This is a genomic window from Bacteroides sp. ET71 (genome assembly GCF_023336905.1).
In the GTDB taxonomy this organism is placed as follows: domain Bacteria; phylum Bacteroidota; class Bacteroidia; order Bacteroidales; family Bacteroidaceae; genus Bacteroides.
In genome coordinates, this window is sequence record NZ_JAMBLS010000018.1 from 25,683 (window position 1) to 45,400 (window position 19,718).

At 49.0% G+C, this 19,718-nt stretch carries 16 protein-coding genes and 1 pseudogene; 13 read left to right on the forward strand and 4 right to left on the reverse strand.

Going from position 1 to position 19,718, the window contains the following annotated elements:
• The first annotated feature begins 532 nt into the window (after positions 1-532).
• Positions 533-1,522, forward strand: coding sequence for a GSCFA domain-containing protein (locus M3090_RS10185; RefSeq protein ID WP_410553230.1), 990 nt, complete (start codon positions 533-535; stop codon positions 1,520-1,522).
• Positions 1,498-3,990, forward strand: a complete 2,493-nt coding sequence (locus M3090_RS10190) for a bifunctional UDP-N-acetylmuramoyl-tripeptide:D-alanyl-D-alanine ligase/alanine racemase (RefSeq protein WP_249055899.1) — start codon at positions 1,498-1,500, stop codon at positions 3,988-3,990. The genes M3090_RS10185 and M3090_RS10190 overlap by 25 nt, the downstream gene beginning before the upstream one ends.
• A 5-nt stretch (positions 3,991-3,995) precedes the next feature.
• Here M3090_RS10190 and M3090_RS15925 read toward each other — a convergent pair.
• Positions 3,996-4,094, reverse strand: a pseudogene (locus tag M3090_RS15925) (RNA polymerase sigma-70 factor); the annotation flags it as partial.
• Positions 4,095-4,266: 172 nt separating this feature from the next.
• Between M3090_RS15925 and M3090_RS10195 the strand changes: the two are divergent.
• Genes M3090_RS10195 through M3090_RS10205 form a run of 3 tightly spaced genes read left to right on the forward strand, consistent with a single transcriptional unit; the run spans position 4,267 to position 8,764 of the window.
• Complete coding sequence (locus M3090_RS10195; RefSeq protein ID WP_249055901.1) at positions 4,267-4,485, forward strand: twin-arginine translocase TatA/TatE family subunit; 219 nt, start codon at positions 4,267-4,269, stop codon at positions 4,483-4,485.
• A 9-nt stretch (positions 4,486-4,494) separates the two neighbouring features.
• Entirely contained in the window at positions 4,495-5,334 is an 840-nt protein-coding gene (gene tatC, locus M3090_RS10200; RefSeq protein ID WP_249055903.1) for a twin-arginine translocase subunit TatC, read from the forward strand.
• Complete coding sequence (locus tag M3090_RS10205; RefSeq protein WP_249055904.1) at positions 5,324-8,764, forward strand: DEAD/DEAH box helicase; 3,441 nt, start codon at positions 5,324-5,326, stop codon at positions 8,762-8,764. The genes tatC and M3090_RS10205 overlap by 11 nt, the downstream gene beginning before the upstream one ends.
• 281 nt (positions 8,765-9,045) lie before the next feature.
• Here M3090_RS10205 and M3090_RS10210 read toward each other — a convergent pair whose 3' ends face one another.
• Genes M3090_RS10210 through M3090_RS10220 form a run of 3 tightly spaced genes read right to left on the reverse strand, consistent with a single transcriptional unit; the run spans position 9,046 to position 9,956 of the window.
• Complete coding sequence (locus M3090_RS10210; protein WP_249055906.1) at positions 9,046-9,333, reverse strand: hypothetical protein; 288 nt, start codon at positions 9,331-9,333, stop codon at positions 9,046-9,048.
• On the reverse strand, positions 9,330-9,707 hold the full coding sequence (locus tag M3090_RS10215) for a phage holin family protein (RefSeq protein WP_249055908.1): 378 nt from the start codon (positions 9,705-9,707) through the stop codon (positions 9,330-9,332). Before M3090_RS10215 ends, M3090_RS10210 begins: the two co-directional genes overlap by 4 nt.
• A gap of 39 nt (positions 9,708-9,746) precedes the next feature.
• Positions 9,747-9,956, reverse strand: coding sequence for a YtxH domain-containing protein (locus M3090_RS10220; RefSeq protein ID WP_249055909.1), 210 nt, complete (start codon positions 9,954-9,956; stop codon positions 9,747-9,749).
• Between the two features lie 574 nt (positions 9,957-10,530).
• On the opposite strand from M3090_RS10220, the gene M3090_RS10225 reads away from it, so the two are divergent.
• The 8 genes from M3090_RS10225 (at position 10,531) to M3090_RS10260 (ending at position 19,561) form a co-directional block, all read left to right on the forward strand.
• Entirely contained in the window at positions 10,531-11,052 is a 522-nt protein-coding gene (locus tag M3090_RS10225) for an SPOR domain-containing protein (protein ID WP_249055911.1), read from the forward strand.
• A 312-nt stretch (positions 11,053-11,364) separates the two neighbouring features.
• Positions 11,365-12,207: a 3'(2'),5'-bisphosphate nucleotidase CysQ gene (gene cysQ, locus M3090_RS10230; RefSeq protein WP_249055913.1), complete on the forward strand. Its 843-nt coding sequence runs from the start codon at positions 11,365-11,367 to the stop codon at positions 12,205-12,207.
• A gap of 11 nt (positions 12,208-12,218) precedes the next feature.
• Positions 12,219-13,790: an SLC13 family permease gene (locus M3090_RS10235; RefSeq protein ID WP_249055915.1), complete on the forward strand. Its 1,572-nt coding sequence runs from the start codon at positions 12,219-12,221 to the stop codon at positions 13,788-13,790.
• 127 nt (positions 13,791-13,917) lie between these two features.
• On the forward strand, positions 13,918-14,514 hold the full coding sequence (cysC, locus tag M3090_RS10240) for an adenylyl-sulfate kinase (RefSeq protein WP_249055918.1): 597 nt from the start codon (positions 13,918-13,920) through the stop codon (positions 14,512-14,514).
• A 128-nt stretch (positions 14,515-14,642) separates the two neighbouring features.
• Complete coding sequence (cysD, locus tag M3090_RS10245; protein ID WP_249055920.1) at positions 14,643-15,551, forward strand: sulfate adenylyltransferase subunit CysD; 909 nt, start codon at positions 14,643-14,645, stop codon at positions 15,549-15,551.
• A 42-nt stretch (positions 15,552-15,593) separates the two neighbouring features.
• Entirely contained in the window at positions 15,594-17,060 is a 1,467-nt protein-coding gene (gene cysN, locus M3090_RS10250; RefSeq protein ID WP_249055921.1) for a sulfate adenylyltransferase subunit CysN, read from the forward strand.
• Between the two features lie 198 nt (positions 17,061-17,258).
• On the forward strand, positions 17,259-18,365 hold the full coding sequence (locus M3090_RS10255; protein ID WP_249055922.1) for a sulfotransferase family protein: 1,107 nt from the start codon (positions 17,259-17,261) through the stop codon (positions 18,363-18,365).
• Between the two features lie 227 nt (positions 18,366-18,592).
• Positions 18,593-19,561, forward strand: coding sequence for a PCMD domain-containing protein (locus M3090_RS10260; RefSeq protein ID WP_249055923.1), 969 nt, complete (start codon positions 18,593-18,595; stop codon positions 19,559-19,561).
• Positions 19,562-19,718: the final 157 nt, after the last annotated feature.

Consider the following 19,718-nt stretch of genomic DNA (forward strand, 5'->3'; position numbering starts at 1 on the left):
AGAAATCGGATGCGCTCGTCTTCTGTGGAAAAAATGCACATGAGCCTTACCCTTTTGTGGTGCAGGTGCCGTAAAATGCGGTTTCAGGCCTGTTGAAGCGTTTGCGTTTCAGGTCCGCTTCGGGACTTTCTAGGGATTTCGACCTACCTCCTCCCTACCTCGTCCTTGTCTTACACAAGGACGAGGTAGGGAGGAGATACGACTTTGGTATGTTGGAAAGGTTATAATAAAGAGGTGAAAGTAAAAAAGAATGTAGGTACTAAAAAATAAAAGAATGGCATGTGGGCTTTCTTGAGAAGAAATGGCTAATTTTGCAGTCGGAGTGCAAGCTATTGCTTTCATATCTTTTTTGAGATTAATAAAAATAAGAAGCGGTATGCTTCGTTTTTTGTTTTTAGGGGCTTGAAAGTTTTTTCGACAGCTAGCATATAGTTTCACGCTTTTGTGTAAAATGATTAAGTTGATGATTCCCATGTTGGTTGTGGTTGTTTTTTTCTATGTCATATAATATATTTCGTTCTTAATTGGGATGGTGAAATTATATACCTCAGTAGAGCGTCCTAAGGATTGCCCGTGCATTGATTACTCGCATCGCCTGATGCTGTTGGGTTCGTGCTTTGCAACGAATATCGGCACAAGACTGCAAGCTGCCAAGTTCTGTTGCGATGTCAACCCGTATGGGGTGTTGTACAATCCATTGTCTATATCTATGGCTTTGCGCGAGATGCTGTCGGGCAAGGTTTATGCCTCGGATGACTTGTTCCTGCACCAAGGACTTTGGCATAGCGCTATGCACCACGGAGATTTTTCACATGTTTTGCCGGAGGAGGCCTTGAGGCAGATCAACGACAGACTGGGGCAGGCAGCGGGTGAAATGGACAGGCTGAATTTCCTGTTGCTTACTTGGGGTACGGCTTGGGTGTATGAGGACAGGGAAACAGGGCGTGTGGTGGGGAATTGCCACAAATTGCCGGAGAAGTGTTTCCGGAGGCGTCGGCTGAGCGTGGCGGAAATAGTGAATGACAGCGTGTCGTTGTTTTCAGGACTGTTTGCACGTAACGAACGCTTGCAAGTGGTGCTGACGGTGAGTCCTATCCGGCATGTGCGTGACGGGTTGCATGACAATCAGCTCAGCAAGGCTACATTGCTGTTGGCTGCCGAGCAAATAGCGGAGGCTTTCCCACGGCGTGTCTTCTATTTCCCGGCTTATGAATTGTTGCTTGATGAGTTGCGGGATTATCGTTTTTATGCGGATGACTTGGTGCATCCTTCAGAAGTGGCTGTGCAGTATGTCTGGGAGCGTTTTACGGAGTGGTGCCTGGCACCGGAAACCGGTAAAGTGATGCAGGAATGTGAGCAAATACATAAAGACTTGTTGCATAAACCTCTGCGTCCTGATTCGGAAGATTATAAGCGTTTTTTAGGACAAATTTTGTTAAAAATAGAGCGACTTAATGGAAAATACCCGTACTTAGACTTTCAAAACGAAAGAAAATTATGTCTTACACGATTGAACAAATAAGTGAAATGACTGGTGGCAGGCTTGTCGGGAACATGCCTGCCACTGTCGATTGGTTGTTGACAGACAGCCGTTCATTAAGTTTTCCGGAAGCTACTTTGTTTTTTGCTTTAGCGACCAAACGCAATGACGGGATGCGTTACGTGCCGGAGTTGTATGTGCGGGGTGTGCGCAATTTTGTGGTCAGCGAAGAGGCTTTTGATAAGATGAAAAGCGGGGTTTTTGGCGGTATTTGTCAGGATGCCAATTACGTGGTGGTGGGCAATACGCTGAAGGCTTTGCAAAGGTTGGCAGAGCAGCACCGCTCACGTTTTCAGATTCCGGTCATCGGCATTACGGGTAGTAATGGGAAGACGGTTGTGAAAGAATGGTTGCATCAGTTGTTGGAGGCTGACCGGGCGATTGTGCGTTCTCCCCGCAGTTATAATTCGCAGATTGGTGTCCCTTTGTCGGTGTGGCGTATGGACGAGCAGGCGGAACTGGGCATCTTCGAAGCAGGAATATCCGAACCGGGGGAGATGGAATCTTTGAAAAGCATGATTCAGCCTACCATCGGTATATTGACAAACATCGGCAGTGCCCATCAGGAGAATTTCTTTTCTTTACAAGACAAGTGTGCTGAAAAGTTGGCGCTTTTCAAGGACTGTGATGTGTTGATATACAATGGCGATGATGAATTGATTAGCGGTTGTGTGTCCAAATACTTGTTTTCGGCACGGGAGATTGCGTGGAGCCGTCGCGACATGGAGCGGCCTTTATATATAAGTAAGGTGGAGAAGAAGGCGGATTGTACGGTCATCAATTACCGTTATCTGGATATGGACAATTCTTATACGTTGCCTTTTATTGACGACGCGTCTATTGAAAATTCGCTTCATTGCCTGGCTGCTTGTCTGTATCTAATGGTTCCTGCTGAACGTATTGCGGAGCGTATGGCGCATCTGGAGCCGGTGGCGATGCGTCTGGAGGTGAAGGAGGGAAAGAATGGATGTCTATTGATAAACGACAGTTATAACTCGGATTTGCTGTCGCTGGACATTGCGCTGGACTTTCTGTACCGGCGGTCGTTGTCCAATAACCTGAAGCGCACGCTCATCTTGTCTGACATCCTGGAGTCGGGGCAGAATGCTTCTATGCTTTATCGGCAGGTGGTTCAGTTGTTGGAGAGCCGTCATGTGGAGCGTATCATCGGAGTTGGGGATGATTTGTACAACCATGCGGAGTTGTTCGGGGGAGAGAAGGCTTTCTTCACGGATACGGATGCTTTGTTGCAGGCGTTGGCGAAGGGGGAGTTGCGCCTGGAGAATGAGATTGTCCTGATTAAAGGTGCCCGCCGCTTTGGTTTCGATGCGTTGACTGAGGAATTGGAGAAGAAGGTGCATGAAACTATCCTGGAGGTCAATCTGGGGGCGATGGTTGAGAACCTGAATTATTACCGTTCGTTGTTGCGGCCGGGAGTGAAGATGACGTGTATGGTGAAGGCTTCGGCCTACGGGGCTGGTTCGCATGAGATTGCCAAGACATTGCAGGAGCATCGGGTGGACTATCTGGCTGTGGCGGTGGCTGACGAGGGTTCGGAGTTGCGTAAGGCGGGCATCACGACCAACATCTTGATTATGAATCCGGAGATGACGGCTTTCAAGACGATGTTCGACAATCATCTGGAGCCGGAGGTTTACAGTTTCCACCTGCTGGATGCGTTGATTCGCGAGGCGGAGAAGTCGGGCATTACGAATTATCCCATTCACATCAAGATTGACACGGGGATGCACCGCCTGGGCTTTTTGCCGGAAGAGGTGCCTGCGCTGGTGGAGCGTCTGAAGGGGCAGGATGCAGTGATTGTGCGGTCGGTATTCTCACACCTGGTGGGCAGCGATGCTGCACAGTTTGATGATTTCACGCACGGGCAGATTGACACGTTTACGGCTGCTGCGGACCAGTTGCAGGCTGCTTTCCCGCATCGCATCCTGCGTCATATCTGCAATTCGGCTGGCATCGAGCGTTTCCCGGAGGCGCAGTTCGACATGGTGCGTTTGGGCATCGGGCTGTATGGTATCAATCCGGTGACCAATGCCGTGATGCACAATGTCAGTTCGCTGTACACCACCATCTTGCAGATTCACGATGTGCCCCGGCAAGACACGGTGGGTTATAGCCGCCGTGGGCATTTGGAGCGCCCTTCGTGCATCGCCGCCTTGCCCATTGGTTATGCGGACGGGCTGAACCGCCACTTGGGTAATGGCCGGGCCTATTGCCTGGTGAACGGGCAGCGCGCACCTTACGTGGGCAACATCTGCATGGACGTTTGCATGATAGATGTGACGGGTATCGATTGCAAGGAGGGCGACCGGGTGGAGATCTTCGGCGACCATCTGCCTGTGACGGCCTTGTCCGATGCCTTGGACACCATCCCTTATGAGGTGCTGACCAGCGTTTCCACACGAGTGAAGCGGGTCTATTACCAAGACTGAGGGTTTTATTTGAGGACGAGTAGCAGAAGCAGGAGCGTCAGGTATTCGCGTAGTTCGTTACGCAAGATTTCCATGGTCTTCTGTTTGTGGCGGTTGACGGCCCTTCGGAGATGAGTATAATACTCATCTCGGAACAGTATAATACTGTTCTCCGCCCTCTCCGTCCCTCGCCCGCCGGCACGAAAAACAGGCGCTTCACATTCTTTTGGGGCGATTTGTTTCCCGTTCCGTTTCTTTGTTATATCTTTGCACGGAAAAATAAAAAACGATAGAACTATGACGAATGTACAGTTTTTAAGCATCCTGCCCAGTGGCTCCGAGTGGATTATCATCCTGGTTGTTATCCTGCTGCTTTTCGGTGGCAAGAAAATCCCCGAACTGATGCGCGGTTTGGGCAAAGGCGTGAAAAGCTTCAAGGAAGGCGTGAACGAGGCTAAGGAGGAAATCAGCAAGGCCAAGGAAGAAATAGACGAACCCGTAGAAAAGAAGCAATAAGCGACAGACGTGGCAGATAAGGAACTATCATTCTGGGACCATCTGGACATCCTGCGCCGGGCGTTGATTCGTATCATCAGCGTGTGGTTCGTCTTGGCAATAGCCTATTTCGTAGCCATGCCCTATTTGTTCGACAACGTCATACTGGCCCCCTGCTCCAACGACTTCGCCTTCTACGACCTCCTGCGCTGGATAGGTGAGAAACTGGGGCTGCAAGGCGAATTCTTCACCCAAGAGTTTCATGTCAAGCTCGTGAACATCAACCTGGCCGCCCCCTTCTTCATCCACATGTCCACCGCTTTCTGGATGTCTGTCGTCACGGCCGCCCCTTACCTGTTCTACGAAATCTGGCAATTCATCCGCCCCGCGCTTTATCCCAACGAAGTGCAAGGCGTCAAGAAAGCCCTGGCCCTGGGCACCGTGATGTTCTTTCTCGGTGTCCTGCTGGGCTACTTCATGGTCTATCCTCTGACCCTGCGTTTCCTGTCCACCTACGAACTGAGCGCACTGATTGAGAACCAAATCTCACTCAATTCATACATCAACAACTTTATGATGCTGGTGCTCTGCATGGGCCTGGCCTTCGAACTCCCCCTGGTCACCTGGCTCCTCTCCTTGATGGGCCTGGTCCATAAGACCTTCTTGCGCAAATACCGCCGCCATGCAGTCGTCATCATTGTCGTGCTGGCAGCCGTCATCACCCCCACCGGCGACCCCTTCACCTTGTCCGTAGTAGCCATACCCCTCTACCTGCTCTACGAACTCAGCATCCTGATGGTCAAAGACAAACCACAAGAAGAAGAGGACACAGCCGAAGAGCAGGAGCAACAGACGCCCGATGGAGAATAACGAAGCACTCGAAGCCAGCGAATACTACGACCTCCTCCGAAGCCTCTGCCGCCGCGAAGACACCTCCCTTCGCGATGCCTATCGGGAGATGCGCGAACTGTTGGAACACCTGTGCCGTTCACAGATGGAAGATGGCCACCTGCAAATGACCGACCTGGCCGCCCGCATCAACTACGTGGGCGCGAAAATGGGCCTTTCCATGGTCGAACAGAATCGCCTGCATACCTTCCGCCTGACCTCGAACGACATACTGAACCGACGGGCAGAACCGACCCGTGAACACCTCTTGCGCGATGCCAAAACGCTCGCCTTTTTCATCAAAAGGCTGACAGCCCAAGACATCCCCGATGCATTGTATCAGCTATTGCCACGGGCCGATGCCACTTACATCGTCTCTTCGCCGGCTAAAGGACGGATAAACCGCCTGCGCGTCAACTTCCTTCATGCCGATGAATCCTTCTTATATGTACGTCCCGTAGACCTGTTGACAGAAGAACCCTTGCGCGTGCGCTATCATGTGCCGCAGGTAAATGAAGAATTTGCAGAAACCTGCCGCTTGCTATGGCCCAATGCCCAACTGAATCTGCTGGACATATCGGTGGACGAATCCGGTATATTAACTCCTTCCTTTTTTGTCTTGGAACCCGACTATCTGATAGATATCAGCACATTGGCCGAATGTTTCAAAGATTACGGCAGTCATCCGGGCAATTATGTTTTGATGCGTTTGCAGCCGCAGGGCAATACCCGCCCTTTGCTGTTGGGTAATATCGTCAACCTTTTCCTGGATGAATGGATTTATGCCAAAGGAGAGCCCGATTATCTGGCTTGCATGAAAAAAGCTTTTCGTACCTATCCCATAGAATTGGCAGCTTGTGAAGATTTGCGTGATATGGAAAAAGAGGCCGTATTCTTTGCCGATTGCAAGTCGCATTTTGAACATATCCGTCAGGTTATAACAGAAACTTTTTCTGCGGCAGGTTATGAATTGGACCGGAAGGATGCCGTATTGGAACCTTCATATATCTGTGAATCGCTCGGATTGCAAGGACGGTTGGACTACATGCAGCGGGATATGTCTTCATTCATTGAAATGAAGTCGGGAAAAGCAGACGAATACACAGTCCGTCATAAGATAGTGCCTAAAGAAAACAATCGGGTGCAGATGTTGCTTTATCAAGCCGTGTTGGAGTATTCGATGAAACAGGACCATCATCAGGTAAAACCCTATTTGTTATATACCCGCTATCCTTTACTTTACCCTGCCCGTGCTTCCTGGGCCATGTTGCGTCGTGTTATGGATGTGCGTAATCGCATAGTAGCCAATGAATATGGCATACAGTTGCACAATGACCCTCTATTCACGGCAGAATTGCTGAAGAGTTTTACTCCAGATGCTTTGAATGAACGGAGGTTGCACAATGTGTTGTGGACGCGCTATCTTTGTCCGAATATTGATACTGTCAGAAAACAGTTGGAAGCCCTCTCGCCATTAGAATCGGATTATTTTTATTCGGTCTATAATTTCATCACAAAAGAACTTTACACCTCCAAATCGGGTGATGTTGCTCATGAAGGGCGTACAGGTGCTTCGTCTCTTTGGCTTTCCACCTTGTCTGAAAAGATAGAATCAGGAGAAATTCTTTATAACCTTTTTATTTGTGAAAATCATGCGACAGATGCCCATAAACCATATCTGGTGCTGAGATGCGAAATAAATGATGCAGAGGCCGAGGCTCCTCTTCCCAATTTTCGTCAAGGAGATGCTGTCGTATTGTATGAACGTAATTCTGATGCAGACAATGTGACCAATAAGCTTGTCTTTAAAGGCAATATTGAGGAAATAACGGAGGAGAAAGTACGTGTTCGTTTACGCGCATCCCAACAGAATATGGCTGTGCTGCCCGAGCATAGCTTGTATGCAGTAGAGCATGACTATATGGACACTTCTTTTCGTAGCATGTATCGTGGCTTGTCTGCTTTTTTATCTGCTACACAGCGAAGGCGTGATCTGCTGTTAGGGCAGCGTGAGCCAGAATTTGACTTGTCTTTTGATCAGGCCATTGCGGAAGCGCCGGATGGTTTTACGCGTATAGCCTGGAAGGCAAGAGCTGCTCAAGATTATTTCTTATTGGTAGGCCCGCCAGGAACGGGTAAAACCTCACGTGCTTTGCGTGCAATGGTTGAGACTTTCTACAAGGAGCGGAAGCAGATTTTGTTATTGTCATATACCAATCGGGCGGTAGATGAAATATGCAAGATGTTATTGTCTGTCACACCTGCTATTGATTTTATACGCATTGGCAGTGAACTTTCATGCGAAGAACGTTATAGGCCCTATCTGATAGAGAATGTGTTAGAGGATTGCCCGAACCGTCGTGCTGTACAGTTGCGCATTGCCTGTTGCCGTGTCTTTGTAGGAACAGTGGCAACGCTTTCATCCAAGACGGAGTTGTTCCGTCTGAAAACATTTGATGTCGCTTTGGTCGATGAGGCTACGCAAATATTGGAACCTCAATTATTGGGATTATTATGTTTGCGGGGAATGACAGGAACGGATGTTATCCGGAAATTTGTGTTGATAGGCGATCACAAACAATTACCGGCAGTGGTGTTGCAATCTTCTGCTCAGTCTGAAGTGCGTTCAGAGAGGTTGAGAGCCATAGGACTGCATAACCTGAAGGATTCTTTGTTTGAACGTCTTTATCGGGCTTCTTTGCAGGCAGAAGAAAAGAGCCGGGAGCGTGTCTGCGATATGCTGCACCGCCAGGGGCGAATGAATGTGGAAGTAGCAGATTTTCCCAACCGCGTGTTTTACGGAGGATTGTTGCTGCCTCTCGGCCTTCCTCATCAGACGGGGACATTGGCGTTGGCACCTGAGCTGACAGACTGTGAATTTGCTGATTTGTTGACAAAAAGAGTGGCTTTTTTGCCATCTGAAGCTGAGTCGGGAACAGCATCGGTTAAAATGAACCACTCAGAGGCTGTTCTGGTAGCCAGACTGGCGGCTGCTATTTATCGGCAATATTTGTATACGACGGGCTTTGATCCTTTGCAAACTTTGGGAATTATCACTCCTTATCGTAGTCAGATTGCTTTGATTAGAAAGGAAATTGCCAAATTGGAAATTGCTGATTTGAAACATGTCCTCATAGATACGGTCGAGCGCTTTCAGGGTAGCGAACGAGATGTCATTATTTATTCTTTCTGTTTAAACCGTTCTTATCAGCTTAAGTTTATGGCAAATTTAACTGACGATGCTGGCGTATGGGTAGATCGTAAGTTGAACGTTGCCTTGACCCGTGCCCGTAAGCAAATGTTTATCATAGGGGTGCCTCAGTTATTGAGCTTGAATCCGATTTATAAAGAGCTGTTGTGTGCTTGTGGAGAAGAAAGTAGAGAAACAAAACGCCAATTTAGCAAATATTAAGCATTTGTTTTATTCTTATAACATTTGAATAGCACCTCCTTTTGGAAGAAATGCGTACATTTGCATACGTTTTTTTCATAGAGATTTAGATTTAAGGTTAGAAGAATGGTGGAAGTCGTGAGACTTCCACTTTTTTTATGCTGGATATAGGAATAGCAGTTTGGCTTTTATGCATCCTTGTGTTTGGAGAAAACATGGATACAATAATAAGGTGTGTAAAAAGATTTAGGACTTTTGCGGTTTGTGAGTCTGAAGACTGATAATCGGGAAATCGTCTTTGATTATCTTCTTCTTCCAAAGAGATTTCTGATTTTTCTCATCATTTTCATTCCCATGATAATGCCGTCAAATACTATCATTCCTCGGTTGAAAGCATGCATGAAACTATTGCTTTTACGGGTCGCAGGAGCAAAAGGTGCTGCAAGGTTGTGGGCTGTTTGTGCCATGAGTTTTTTCTGCTCCCTGATTTCTTGCAAGAGAGAAGCTTTTTGTTGCATCAGCTGGTCTAACGATTCCGGCAGAACCGGTGATGCAGAAGCAGGGAGAGTATTTCGGCTTGAGGTTGTCATAAGAGAGTATCTGGCTTATCGGAATTTTTCATAAACAAGCGGGCGATGAATCTTACCATCGGGTTGATGATAAGTTTTTTGCGATAGCTCACTAAAAGGATAGCCAATAGTACGTATAAAGCTGCTACTAGGCTGAAACTGGTAGTTATTCCTCCTACTGCTGGCGCCAGTAGATAGGCTAAGGTGAAAGATAAGTAAAACAGAGCCATCATGCCCAAAATGACTGTCAGCAGGATGAGGATGAGCATGGAAAGCAGCACAGAAACTTTTTCTGTGATTTCCAGGCGTGTGTATTCTTTTTGCAGGCTCAAGTATTTCTTGAACTCGACAAAAAGCTGCCGTAAATTTTCGATGCTTTTGTCGTTGTTGAACATGATGGCTCTGATTTTTCTTGCTTTTAAGCGAAAATGAATTTATTCATTTCCTTCGCTTTTGATTTCTGCGGCGATTTCGTCTACCAGATCATCCATTTCATTCCGGTTCAGACGGATGCCTCTTTTGCGCAAGGCTTCTGCAATCTTGCTGCGTGTGTCTTCACCCTTTTCCGGGGCAAACAAAATGCCAAGGGCTGCACCTACTGCGGCGCCACCCAAGAAAGCTGCTACTACATTTAAACCTTTCATAATACTGTCTTTTTAAAGTTGATAGTACAAATATAGTGATTTCTTGTTTACGGTGTATCTTTTTTATCTGTTTTTTTACTAAATTCGTTTGGCCGTTCTTATTGGCCTGTTGCTTGTTTGCAGTAAAAAAAGCATATATAAAGTTCCTTCCAAATACCTTCCTGCTTCGTTTTTTGTTCGAGTCTAAGGACTCGAATTTGGAACGACTTTGGAACGAATTTGGTAGGACTTTGTCCGGAGGTGTTCCGGAAAAGGGAATAGGGGATTGACGATGTTGAAAATAATTTACATGCGAGCGGCTGGAGGAGCAGCGGACGGATGCTTGGCCCGATTTGTCGTGAGATGAGGAGGAGGTTGGAGCAAAAGGAGAAAAAACGGAGTGAGTGCCTTGCTTGAGATGTGTACCGGGTTGGGAGAAAGAGTATTCTTTGGTATGCTGTGGAACGGGGTGCGAAAATTTTTATTCATTATGTTTTGATAGCTGGGGGATTTTCTGTTATTTTGCTGCCTGAAACAAACGCGAGAAAGGCAATTTGCTTTGTTTGAAATGATTGTTAATAAAAAATAGAATAAGATGAAGAAACTGACATTTTTAGTAGGTATGGGAGTATGCGTGGTGCTGGCATTTTCTTCTTGCAAATCAAGCCAGAGCGCTTACAGCAAAGCGTATGAAAAGGCGAAGCAGCAGGAATTGGCCGAGCAGCAGACGGCTCCAGAACCTGTCGAGGTTACTCCTGTGGTAACGGCTCCTGTTACAGAGCCCAAAGTGGTGGAAAGCACTTCTGTGGAAGCTCCCAAAGAAGAAGTGCGTCATGAAAAGGTGACGGTCGTTTCCGGTGATAATGGTCTGTTGGATTACAGCGTTGTGTGTGGCAGTTTTGGTATCAAAGCCAATGCTGAGGGACTGAAAACTTTCTTGGAGCAGGAAGGTTATACACCTGTTGTCGTTTTCAATGCTGATGCTGCGATGTATCGCGTAGTGGTAAGCACTTTTGCAGACAAGGCATCGGCGGCTGCGGCTCGTGATGCATTTAAGGCTAAGTATCCTGAGCGGAAAGATTTTCAGGGCTCTTGGCTGTTATATCGTGTAAAATAAGTAAATGTTTAAATGCAAGATGCCCGTTCTTTTCCTTCTGCTGAGAAAGGGATATGCGGGCATTTTGATTCTTCAAGTATAAAAGGCTGGACGTTTTGTATGCTCTGTCCATGTGCATACGGCGTCCAGCCTTTTTTGGAAGGGGCGATTGTTGAACAGATTTTAAGAGCCTGTCGTTTAAAATTCCGAAGAAGCAACTAAAAAGGAAAAACGGGATAGGGCGACGTTAAAAGAAGTTATAAAACAAATGGTGAAAACTTTCTCCGTGGGAAAAGTTTCTATTTTTGCGACTTCATAGAACGGATATAGAATATGGAATTGCAGTATATATTGAAGGCGATTGATGCCGCTTTTCTGGCCGGTGAACAAATACGAAGAGTTTATGATGATCCGGATGCTGACTTTCAGGTAGAGCGGAAGGCAGACAACTCTCCTTTGACGATAGCAGACAAACGGGCTCATGCAGTTATTGCCGACGTTTTGTCTGCTACTCCTTTCCCGGTATTGAGTGAGGAAGGAAAACATATCTCTTACGCGGAAAGGGCTTCGTGGAAGGAACTGTGGGTGGTTGACCCGTTGGACGGTACCAAGGAGTTTATAAAGCGTAATGGTGAGTTTACTGTAAATATTGCATGGATTTGCCAAGGTGTTCCGGTGGTGGGAGTGATTTATGTCCCGGTAAAGAAAGAGCTGTATTTGGGCATTGAGAAGTTTGGCGCTTTTAAGTTGTCTGATGTCATCCGGCGTGAATTTTCTTCGTTGGAAGAACTGGCGGAGCAAGCTGTTCGTTTGCCGCTGTCGGAAAAACGTGACTCTTGGGTAGTGGTAGCTTCGCGTTCACATTCTACACCGGAAACGGAAGCTTTCATCGAACGCCTGAGACAACGTCATTCGAAAGTGGAGCTCTTGTCCAGTGGAAGTTCGTTGAAAATTTGCCTTGTTGCCGAGGGGAAAGCGGATGTTTATCCGCGTTTTGCTCCTACGATGGAGTGGGATACGGCAGCCGGGCATGCCATTGTACGGGCTGCAGGCGGAGAAATCTGGCAAACGGATTTGAAAAGACCTCTCTATTATAATAAAGAAGATTTGTTGAACCCGTGGTTCATTGTGCTTCCTAAGGATAGTCCGGAGTTGATGGTAAGTAACAATGACTAATACCGAAAATTATGAATTTTGAAATCATTTTTGTCTTACTTGGACTGATTGGCATGTTGGTGGCGCTCATCATGGACAAGATGCGCCCGGGCATTGTGTTGCTCAGTCTGGTGGTATTGTTCATGGTGGCGGGCATCATTACCCCTAAGCAGATGGTGGCCGGATTCAGCAACCGGGGAATGATAACCGTGGCTTTGTTGTTTCTGGTCAGCGAGGGAATCCGCCAAAGCGGTGCTTTGAGCACGGTGGTCAAGAAACTGTTGCCGGAGAAGGGAACTTCTGTCACCAAGGCGCAGATGCGCATATTGCCGGTGGTCAGTGCTTTCTCGGCTTTTTTGAACAATACGCCGGTGGTCGTAATCTTCGCGCCGATATTGAAGAATTGGGCCAAACGGGTAGGCTTGTCTTGTACCAAGTTTCTTATCCCTCTGTCCTATGCCACGATTTTAGGTGGTTTGTGTACGCTTATAGGTACGTCTACCAATCTGGTGGTGCACGGCATGATGATTGACAAGGGAATGGAAGGTTTGAAGATGTTCGACCTGGCCTACATCGGCATCCCTATCACGGTGGTGGGGTTGGCCTTCATCATCTTGACTTCCAAGAAACTGCTTCCGGCCGAGCGCCCGGATAATTTCGAGGAAGAAGAGACGGATGCCGCCGAGGACACGGGGCGTCACGTGGTGGAGGTCGTGTTGGCCTCCCGTTTCCCGGGATTGAAGCGCAAGCTGAAGAACTTTGATTTCAAGCGCCGTTATGGGGCGGAGGTGAAAGAAATCCGCCAGAACGGCCAGGTGATAACGGAAAACATAGGTGAAGTGCGTTTGCAGGAGGGGGATACGCTGGTGCTGCTGGCCGATGATGCCTTTACACGTACCTGGGGCGATTCGTCTGTCTTCCTGATGATGACCAACGGACAGGAAATTCCGGCCAATCCGGTGCCTGCATGGAAGAAGTGGACGGCCTTTGCACTGCTCATCGTGATGATTGTTGGAGCCACCATCGGTGAATTGCCCTATTTTCAGGAACAATTTCCCAAGGTGAAGATGGATATGTTCTTCTTTGCTTCGGTGACGGCAGTGGTGATGGCTTGGCTGAAGATGTTTCCGCCCAAGAAATACACCAAATATATCAGTTGGGACATCCTGATTACCATCGCGTGCGCTTTTGCCATCAGTGCGGCGATGGAAGAATCCGGGTTGGCAGCATTGATAGCCGACTTCATCAAGAGTGTTTCCGGCTCTTTGGGAGCCTGGGGCGCTTTGGGATTGCTGTACCTGGTGACGCTGCTCATTACGGAACTGATTACGAACAATGCCGCGGCTGCTTTGGCTTTCCCGTTGGCGCTGGAGACGGCAGCCAAGTTTGGGGTAGACCCCATGCCGTTCTTCATTGCCATCTGTATTGCCGCTTCTGCCGGATTTGCCACACCCATTGGCTACCAGACGAACCTGATTGTGCAGGGCGCGGGCAACTATAAGTTTACGGACTTTGTGAAAGTGGGCCTTCCGATGGATTTGATAGTGATGATTATTTCCGTGGGACTGATTCCGTTGATTTGGCCGTTTACGAGTGTGGCGTAAATAGAAATTTAGTTAACAAAGGGACGAGTTAACAAGGCTACGAGGACAGAGCTTATTCCTTGTCAATTCGTCATTATTACAAGACCTTGTAGCCTTGTTAACTTGTCAACTATTAAATTATTATTTTATGGAACAACATATTTATCCGATATTTGATAAGATGCTGGCGCGGGCAGATAAGGAGAAGTTGCTGGGCCAGCGGGGCCTGATGATTTGGTTCACCGGCCTGAGCGGTTCGGGCAAGAGCACCATTGCCATAGCCTTGGAGCGCGAATTGCACCGGCGGGGTATCCTCTGCCGCATCCTGGACGGGGACAACATCCGGAGCGGCATCAACAACAACCTGGGCTTCACAGAGGCCGACCGCGTGGAGAATATCCGTCGCATCGCCGAGGTGGCCAAGCTGTTCGTGGATACGGGCATCGTCACGCTGGCGGCGTTCATCAGTCCCAACAATGACATTCGCGAGATGGCGGCCCGTATCATTGGGAAGGACGATTTCCTGGAGGTGTATGTCAGCACGCCGCTGGAGGAGTGTGAACGCCGCGATGTGAAGGGGCTGTATGCCAAGGCACGGCGTGGAGAGATAAAGAACTTTACGGGCATAACCGCTCCGTTTGAGGCACCTGCCCATCCGGCTTTGACCTTGGATACGTCCGTGCTCAGCCTGGAGGAGTCGGTCAATCGTTTGCTGGAACTTGTATTGCCAAAGATAGGTAGATGAGTTTGTTAGTTTGTTAGTTCTTGAGTTTATGAGTTTGTTGTTTCTAATTTGGAGGACTTTTAGATGAAGGTAAAACTGTAACTTATAAACTTAAAAACTCAAGAACTTAAAAACTTAAAAGAATAAAAATGGAAGAATATAAACTGAGCCACCTGAAGGAACTCGAAGCCGAGTCCATACACATTATCCGCGAGGTGGCCGCGGAGTTTGAGAATCCTGTGATGTTGTACAGCATCGGCAAAGACTCGTCCGTCATGGTACGCCTGGCCGAGAAGGCTTTCTATCCCGGCAAGGTGCCTTTCCCCTTGATGCACATCGACTCGAAGTGGAAGTTCAAGGAGATGATACAGTTCCGCGACGAGTATGCCAAAAAGTATGGTTGGAACCTCATTGTGGAGAGCAACATGGAGGCTTTCAAGGCAGGTGTGGGGCCTTTCACTCACGGCAGCAAGGTGCACACCGACCTGATGAAGACGCAGGCCCTGCTGCATGCGCTGGACAAGTACAAGTTTGATGCGGCTTTTGGCGGGGCACGCCGTGACGAGGAGAAATCCCGCGCCAAGGAGCGTATCTTCTCCTTCCGCGACCGTTTCCACCAGTGGGATCCCAAGAACCAGCGGCCGGAGCTGTGGGACATCTACAATGCTCGCGTGCACAAGGGCGAGAGCATCCGCGTCTTTCCCCTGAGTAACTGGACGGAGTTGGACATCTGGCAATACATCCGTCTGGAGAATATCCCCATCGTCCCTCTTTACTTCGCCAAAGAGCGTCCGGTGGTGGAGATTGACGGCAACCTCATCATGCCGGACGATGACCGCCTGCCCGAACAGTACCGCGACAAAATCCAGATGAAGAAAATCCGTTTCCGCACCTTGGGTTGCTGGCCTTTGACGGGTGCCATCGAGAGCGAGGCGGATACCATCGAGAAGATTGTGGAGGAGATGATGACCACCACCAAGAGCGAGCGCACCACGCGTGTCATCGATTTCGACCAGGAGGCCAGCATGGAGCAGAAGAAGCGCGAGGGATACTTCTAATTACATGAAGAATGAAGAATTAAGCATTAAGAATGAAGAATTATGGGAAGCGATAAAGATAAATTAGATATAAAGACCTTCTTGGATAATGACGAAAAGAAGGATTTATTGCGTTTCTTGACTGCGGGAAGCGTGGATGACGGCAAGTCTACGTTGATAGGGCGCTTGTTGTTCGATAGCAAGAAGATATACGAGGACCAGCTGGATGCCCTTGAGCGGGATAGCAAGCGCGTGGGCAATGCGGGCGACCATATAGACTATGCCCTCCTGTTGGACGGGTTGAAGGCCGAGCGTGAGCAGGGCATTACCATTGATGTGGCCTATCGCTATTTCTCGACCAACAAGCGCAAGTTCATCATTGCCGACACGCCGGGACATGAGCAATATACACGCAACATGATAACCGGTGGCTCCACGGCCAATTTGGCTATCATCCTGGTGGATGCAAGATTGGGTGTCATCACGCAGACGCGGCGACATACGTTCCTGGTCTCCTTGCTGGGCATCAAGCACGTGGTGCTGGCCGTGAACAAAATGGACTTGGTGGATTTCTCCGAAGAGCGTTTCAGTGAGATTGTAGGCGAGTATAAGAAGTTTATTGAGCCGTTGGGCATCCCCGACGTCACCTGCATCCCGCTGTCTGCCCTCGATGGCGACAATGTGGTGGAGAAGTCCGCCCGCACGCCGTGGTATGCAGGGCCGGCTTTGCTGGACTTCCTGGAGACGGTGCATATCGGCAATGACCATAACTTGCAGGATTTCCGTTTCCCCGTGCAATATGTACTGCGTCCCAACTTGAATTTCCGTGGCTTCTGCGGCAAAGTCGCTTCGGGCGTGGTGCGCAAAGGCGATGAGGTGGTGGCCCTGCCATCCGGCAAAAAGTCGCATATCAAGAGCATCGTCACCTATGATGGGGAGTTGGATTATGCTTTCCCTCCTCAATCCGTTACCTTGACCTTGGAGGACGAGATAGACGTGTCGCGTGGAGAGATGCTGGTGCATCCGGATAATCAGCCCACGATAGGCCGCAACTTCGAGGCGATGCTGGTATGGATGGACGAGGAGCCGATGGACTTCCGCAAGTCGTTCTTCATCAAGCAGACTACTCACACCAGCCGTTCACACGTGGACAGCATCAAGTATAAGGTTGATGTCAATACGATGGAGCATCTTTCGCTGGAAAACGGCAAGCTGACCCGGGAAACCCTGCCCATGCAGCTCAACCAGATTGCCCGTGTGGTGATGACCACTGCGCAGGAAATGTTCTTCGACTCCTACCGGCAGAACAAGGCCACGGGTGCCTTTATCCTGATAGACCCCATTACCAACAATACCAGTGCCGTGGGCATGATTATCGGTCCGGTGCCTGAAGAGGAGATGCATGCCGATGCGGGATTGCCCGTGCTCGACCTGCAAAAATTGGGCATCGCCCCCGAACACTACGAAGCCATTGACCGCGCGGTAAAGGAACTGAGCCGTCAAGGGCTGGAGATTGTGGTGAAGCGATAAATAATTTATTTTTGAGGAGTTAGAGGGAGTTATAAGGAGTCATAGGAAGTTATAGGCCGATAGTTGGTCCGTCGATAATGGCAAAGGTATTGGCCTTTAACTCCCCCAAGCGAAGCGATAACTCCGTCTAACTCCTTTTAACTCCTGCGGGCAAAGCCCGCTAAATTCCTATTTGTATAACGAACTATACCTGAAGCTATGGGCTTATTAGAATTCAATAAACTCCCCATCAACACCTTGGTGGGGGCCGACTGGAAAACCTTCAAGGCGGTGACCGCCGGGCGACAGATTGACCCGGCCTACCGCAACAAGTATCGGTTGACCAAGGCTGTCTGCCGTTTGCTTTCTACGCTGACTTCCCTGCAGGACAAGCGCTACGAAAAACTCCTGGCCGACCAACCCTTGGAGCACGACCCGCTCTTCATTCTCGGTCATTGGCGCAGCGGTACGACTTTTGTGCACAATGTCTTCTCGTGTGACAGCCATTTCGGCTACAACACCACTTATCAGACCGTCTTCCCGCATCTGATGATGTGGGGACAACCGTTCTTCAAGAAAAACATGAGCTGGCTGATGCCCGACAAGCGTCCGACGGACAACATGGAACTGGCCGTAGACCTGCCGCAGGAAGAGGAGTTCGCCTTGGCCAACATGATGCCCTACACCTATTACAACTTCTGGTTCTTCCCCAAGTACCAGCAGGAGTATGCCGACAAGTACCTCTTGTTCAACGACATCACGCCGGAAGAACTGAAGGCGTTTGAGGACACGTTCATCAAGCTCATCAAGATTTCCCTGTGGAACACGCATGGCACGCAGTTCCTCAGCAAGAACCCGCCGCACACCGGGCGCGTCCGCGAACTGGTCAAGATGTTCCCCAACGCCAAGTTCATCTACCTGATGCGCAATCCCTACACCGTCTTCGAGAGCACCCGCAGCTTCTTCACCAACACCATCCAGCCCCTGAAGCTGGAGGACATCACGCCCGCGGAGCTGGAGCAGAACATCCTGTCCGTCTATGCCAAGCTCTACCACAAGTACGAGGCCGACAAGGCGTGCATCCCCGCAGGCAACCTCATCGAAGTGAAGTTCGAGGACTTCGAGGCCGATGCCATGGGCATGACCGATCACATCTACCAGGCGCTCAGTCTGCCCGGATTCCCCGAAGCCCGCGCCGCCATCGAGAAATATGTGGGCGCGAAGAAAGGATATAAAAAGAACAAATACAAGTATGACGACCGCACCGTGCAGCTCGTGCAGGACAACTGGGGCTTCGCGCTGGAGCAGTGGAAGTACGAAATATAATGGTAAAACTGAGAAATTAAACCACAGATAACACGGATTAAATGAGATGAGCACAGAAGCATCTGTCACCCCGAGCGTAGTCGAGGGGACTTACATCATGCGTTACGTGAGATGTCTCGACAAGCTCGATATGACAGATACATATTAAAAAATCTGTTTAATAAATCTGTGTAAATCTGTATTATCTGTGCCATCAGTGGTCACTCCCGATAAATTATCATTTAATTATGCAACCAAAATCTTATTTATTAAGCCTTCTCCTCGTCTTCCTGGCCTGCGGCCGCTTGGCTGCTCAAGACGCTGAAGTGGTGGAAGAAATCCCCTTCGGCAACATGGACCAGTGGATTGACCGGCAGATTGAAGAATCCGGCATCATCGGCGGCGACACCAAGCATGTCTATGCCATCGGCCCTACGCAAACCATCACCAACAATGAAGCCTACCGAAATATGGGCGGCTCGCCTTGGGCATCGTCCAACGTCATGGCTCGTGTGGCCGGTGTCACGAAGACTAACACCTCGGTTTTCCCAGAGAAGCGGGGTAACGGCTACTGTGCCCGTATGGATACCCGTATGGAGAGCGTGAAGGTGCTGGGGCTGGTCAATATCACCGTGCTGGCCGCTGGTTCCGTTTTCCTGGGCGAGATGCACGAACCCATCACCAGCACCAAGGATCCGATGCGTAAACTGGACACCGGCATCCCCTTCACCAAGAAGCCCAAGGCCATCCGTTTCGACTATAAGGTCAAGATGGCCGACAGCCCTCATCGCATCCGAGCTACCGGCTTCAGCCGTATCAAAGATGTGGAAGGGCGCGACTTCCCCGAAATTAACTTGTATCTGCAAAAGCGTTGGGAAGATGAAGATGGCAATATTTACGCCAAACGCATCGGAACGTTGGTTGTACGTTATGACCAGACTACTCCTGATTGGCAGAACAACGTGACGTACACCATTCTCTATGGTGACATCACGAATCATCCTGATTATAATCCCGATATGATGCGCCTTCAGGTGCAAGAACGATATGCCGTCAACAGTAAAGGTAAGAGTGTGCCTATTCAGGAAGTAGGTTGGGGGACAGCAGACGATGTACCCACCCACCTGCAACTTCAGTTCACGTCCAGTCATGGAGGCGCCTATATCGGTTCGCCCGGTAATTCATTTTGGGTGGATAATGTCCGTTTGGTTTATTGACTGTTTGCACGGGATTATCGATAAAAATTTTGTAAAGAATGTGCTTTCCCGTCGTTTGTTCAGTCATTGCACAAAATGGCGGGAAATGTGTTAAATAGGTGACATCATTTCAGAGAGCGGGGAAAAAACTTTTATTTTTCCCTGTTATTTCTTTGGT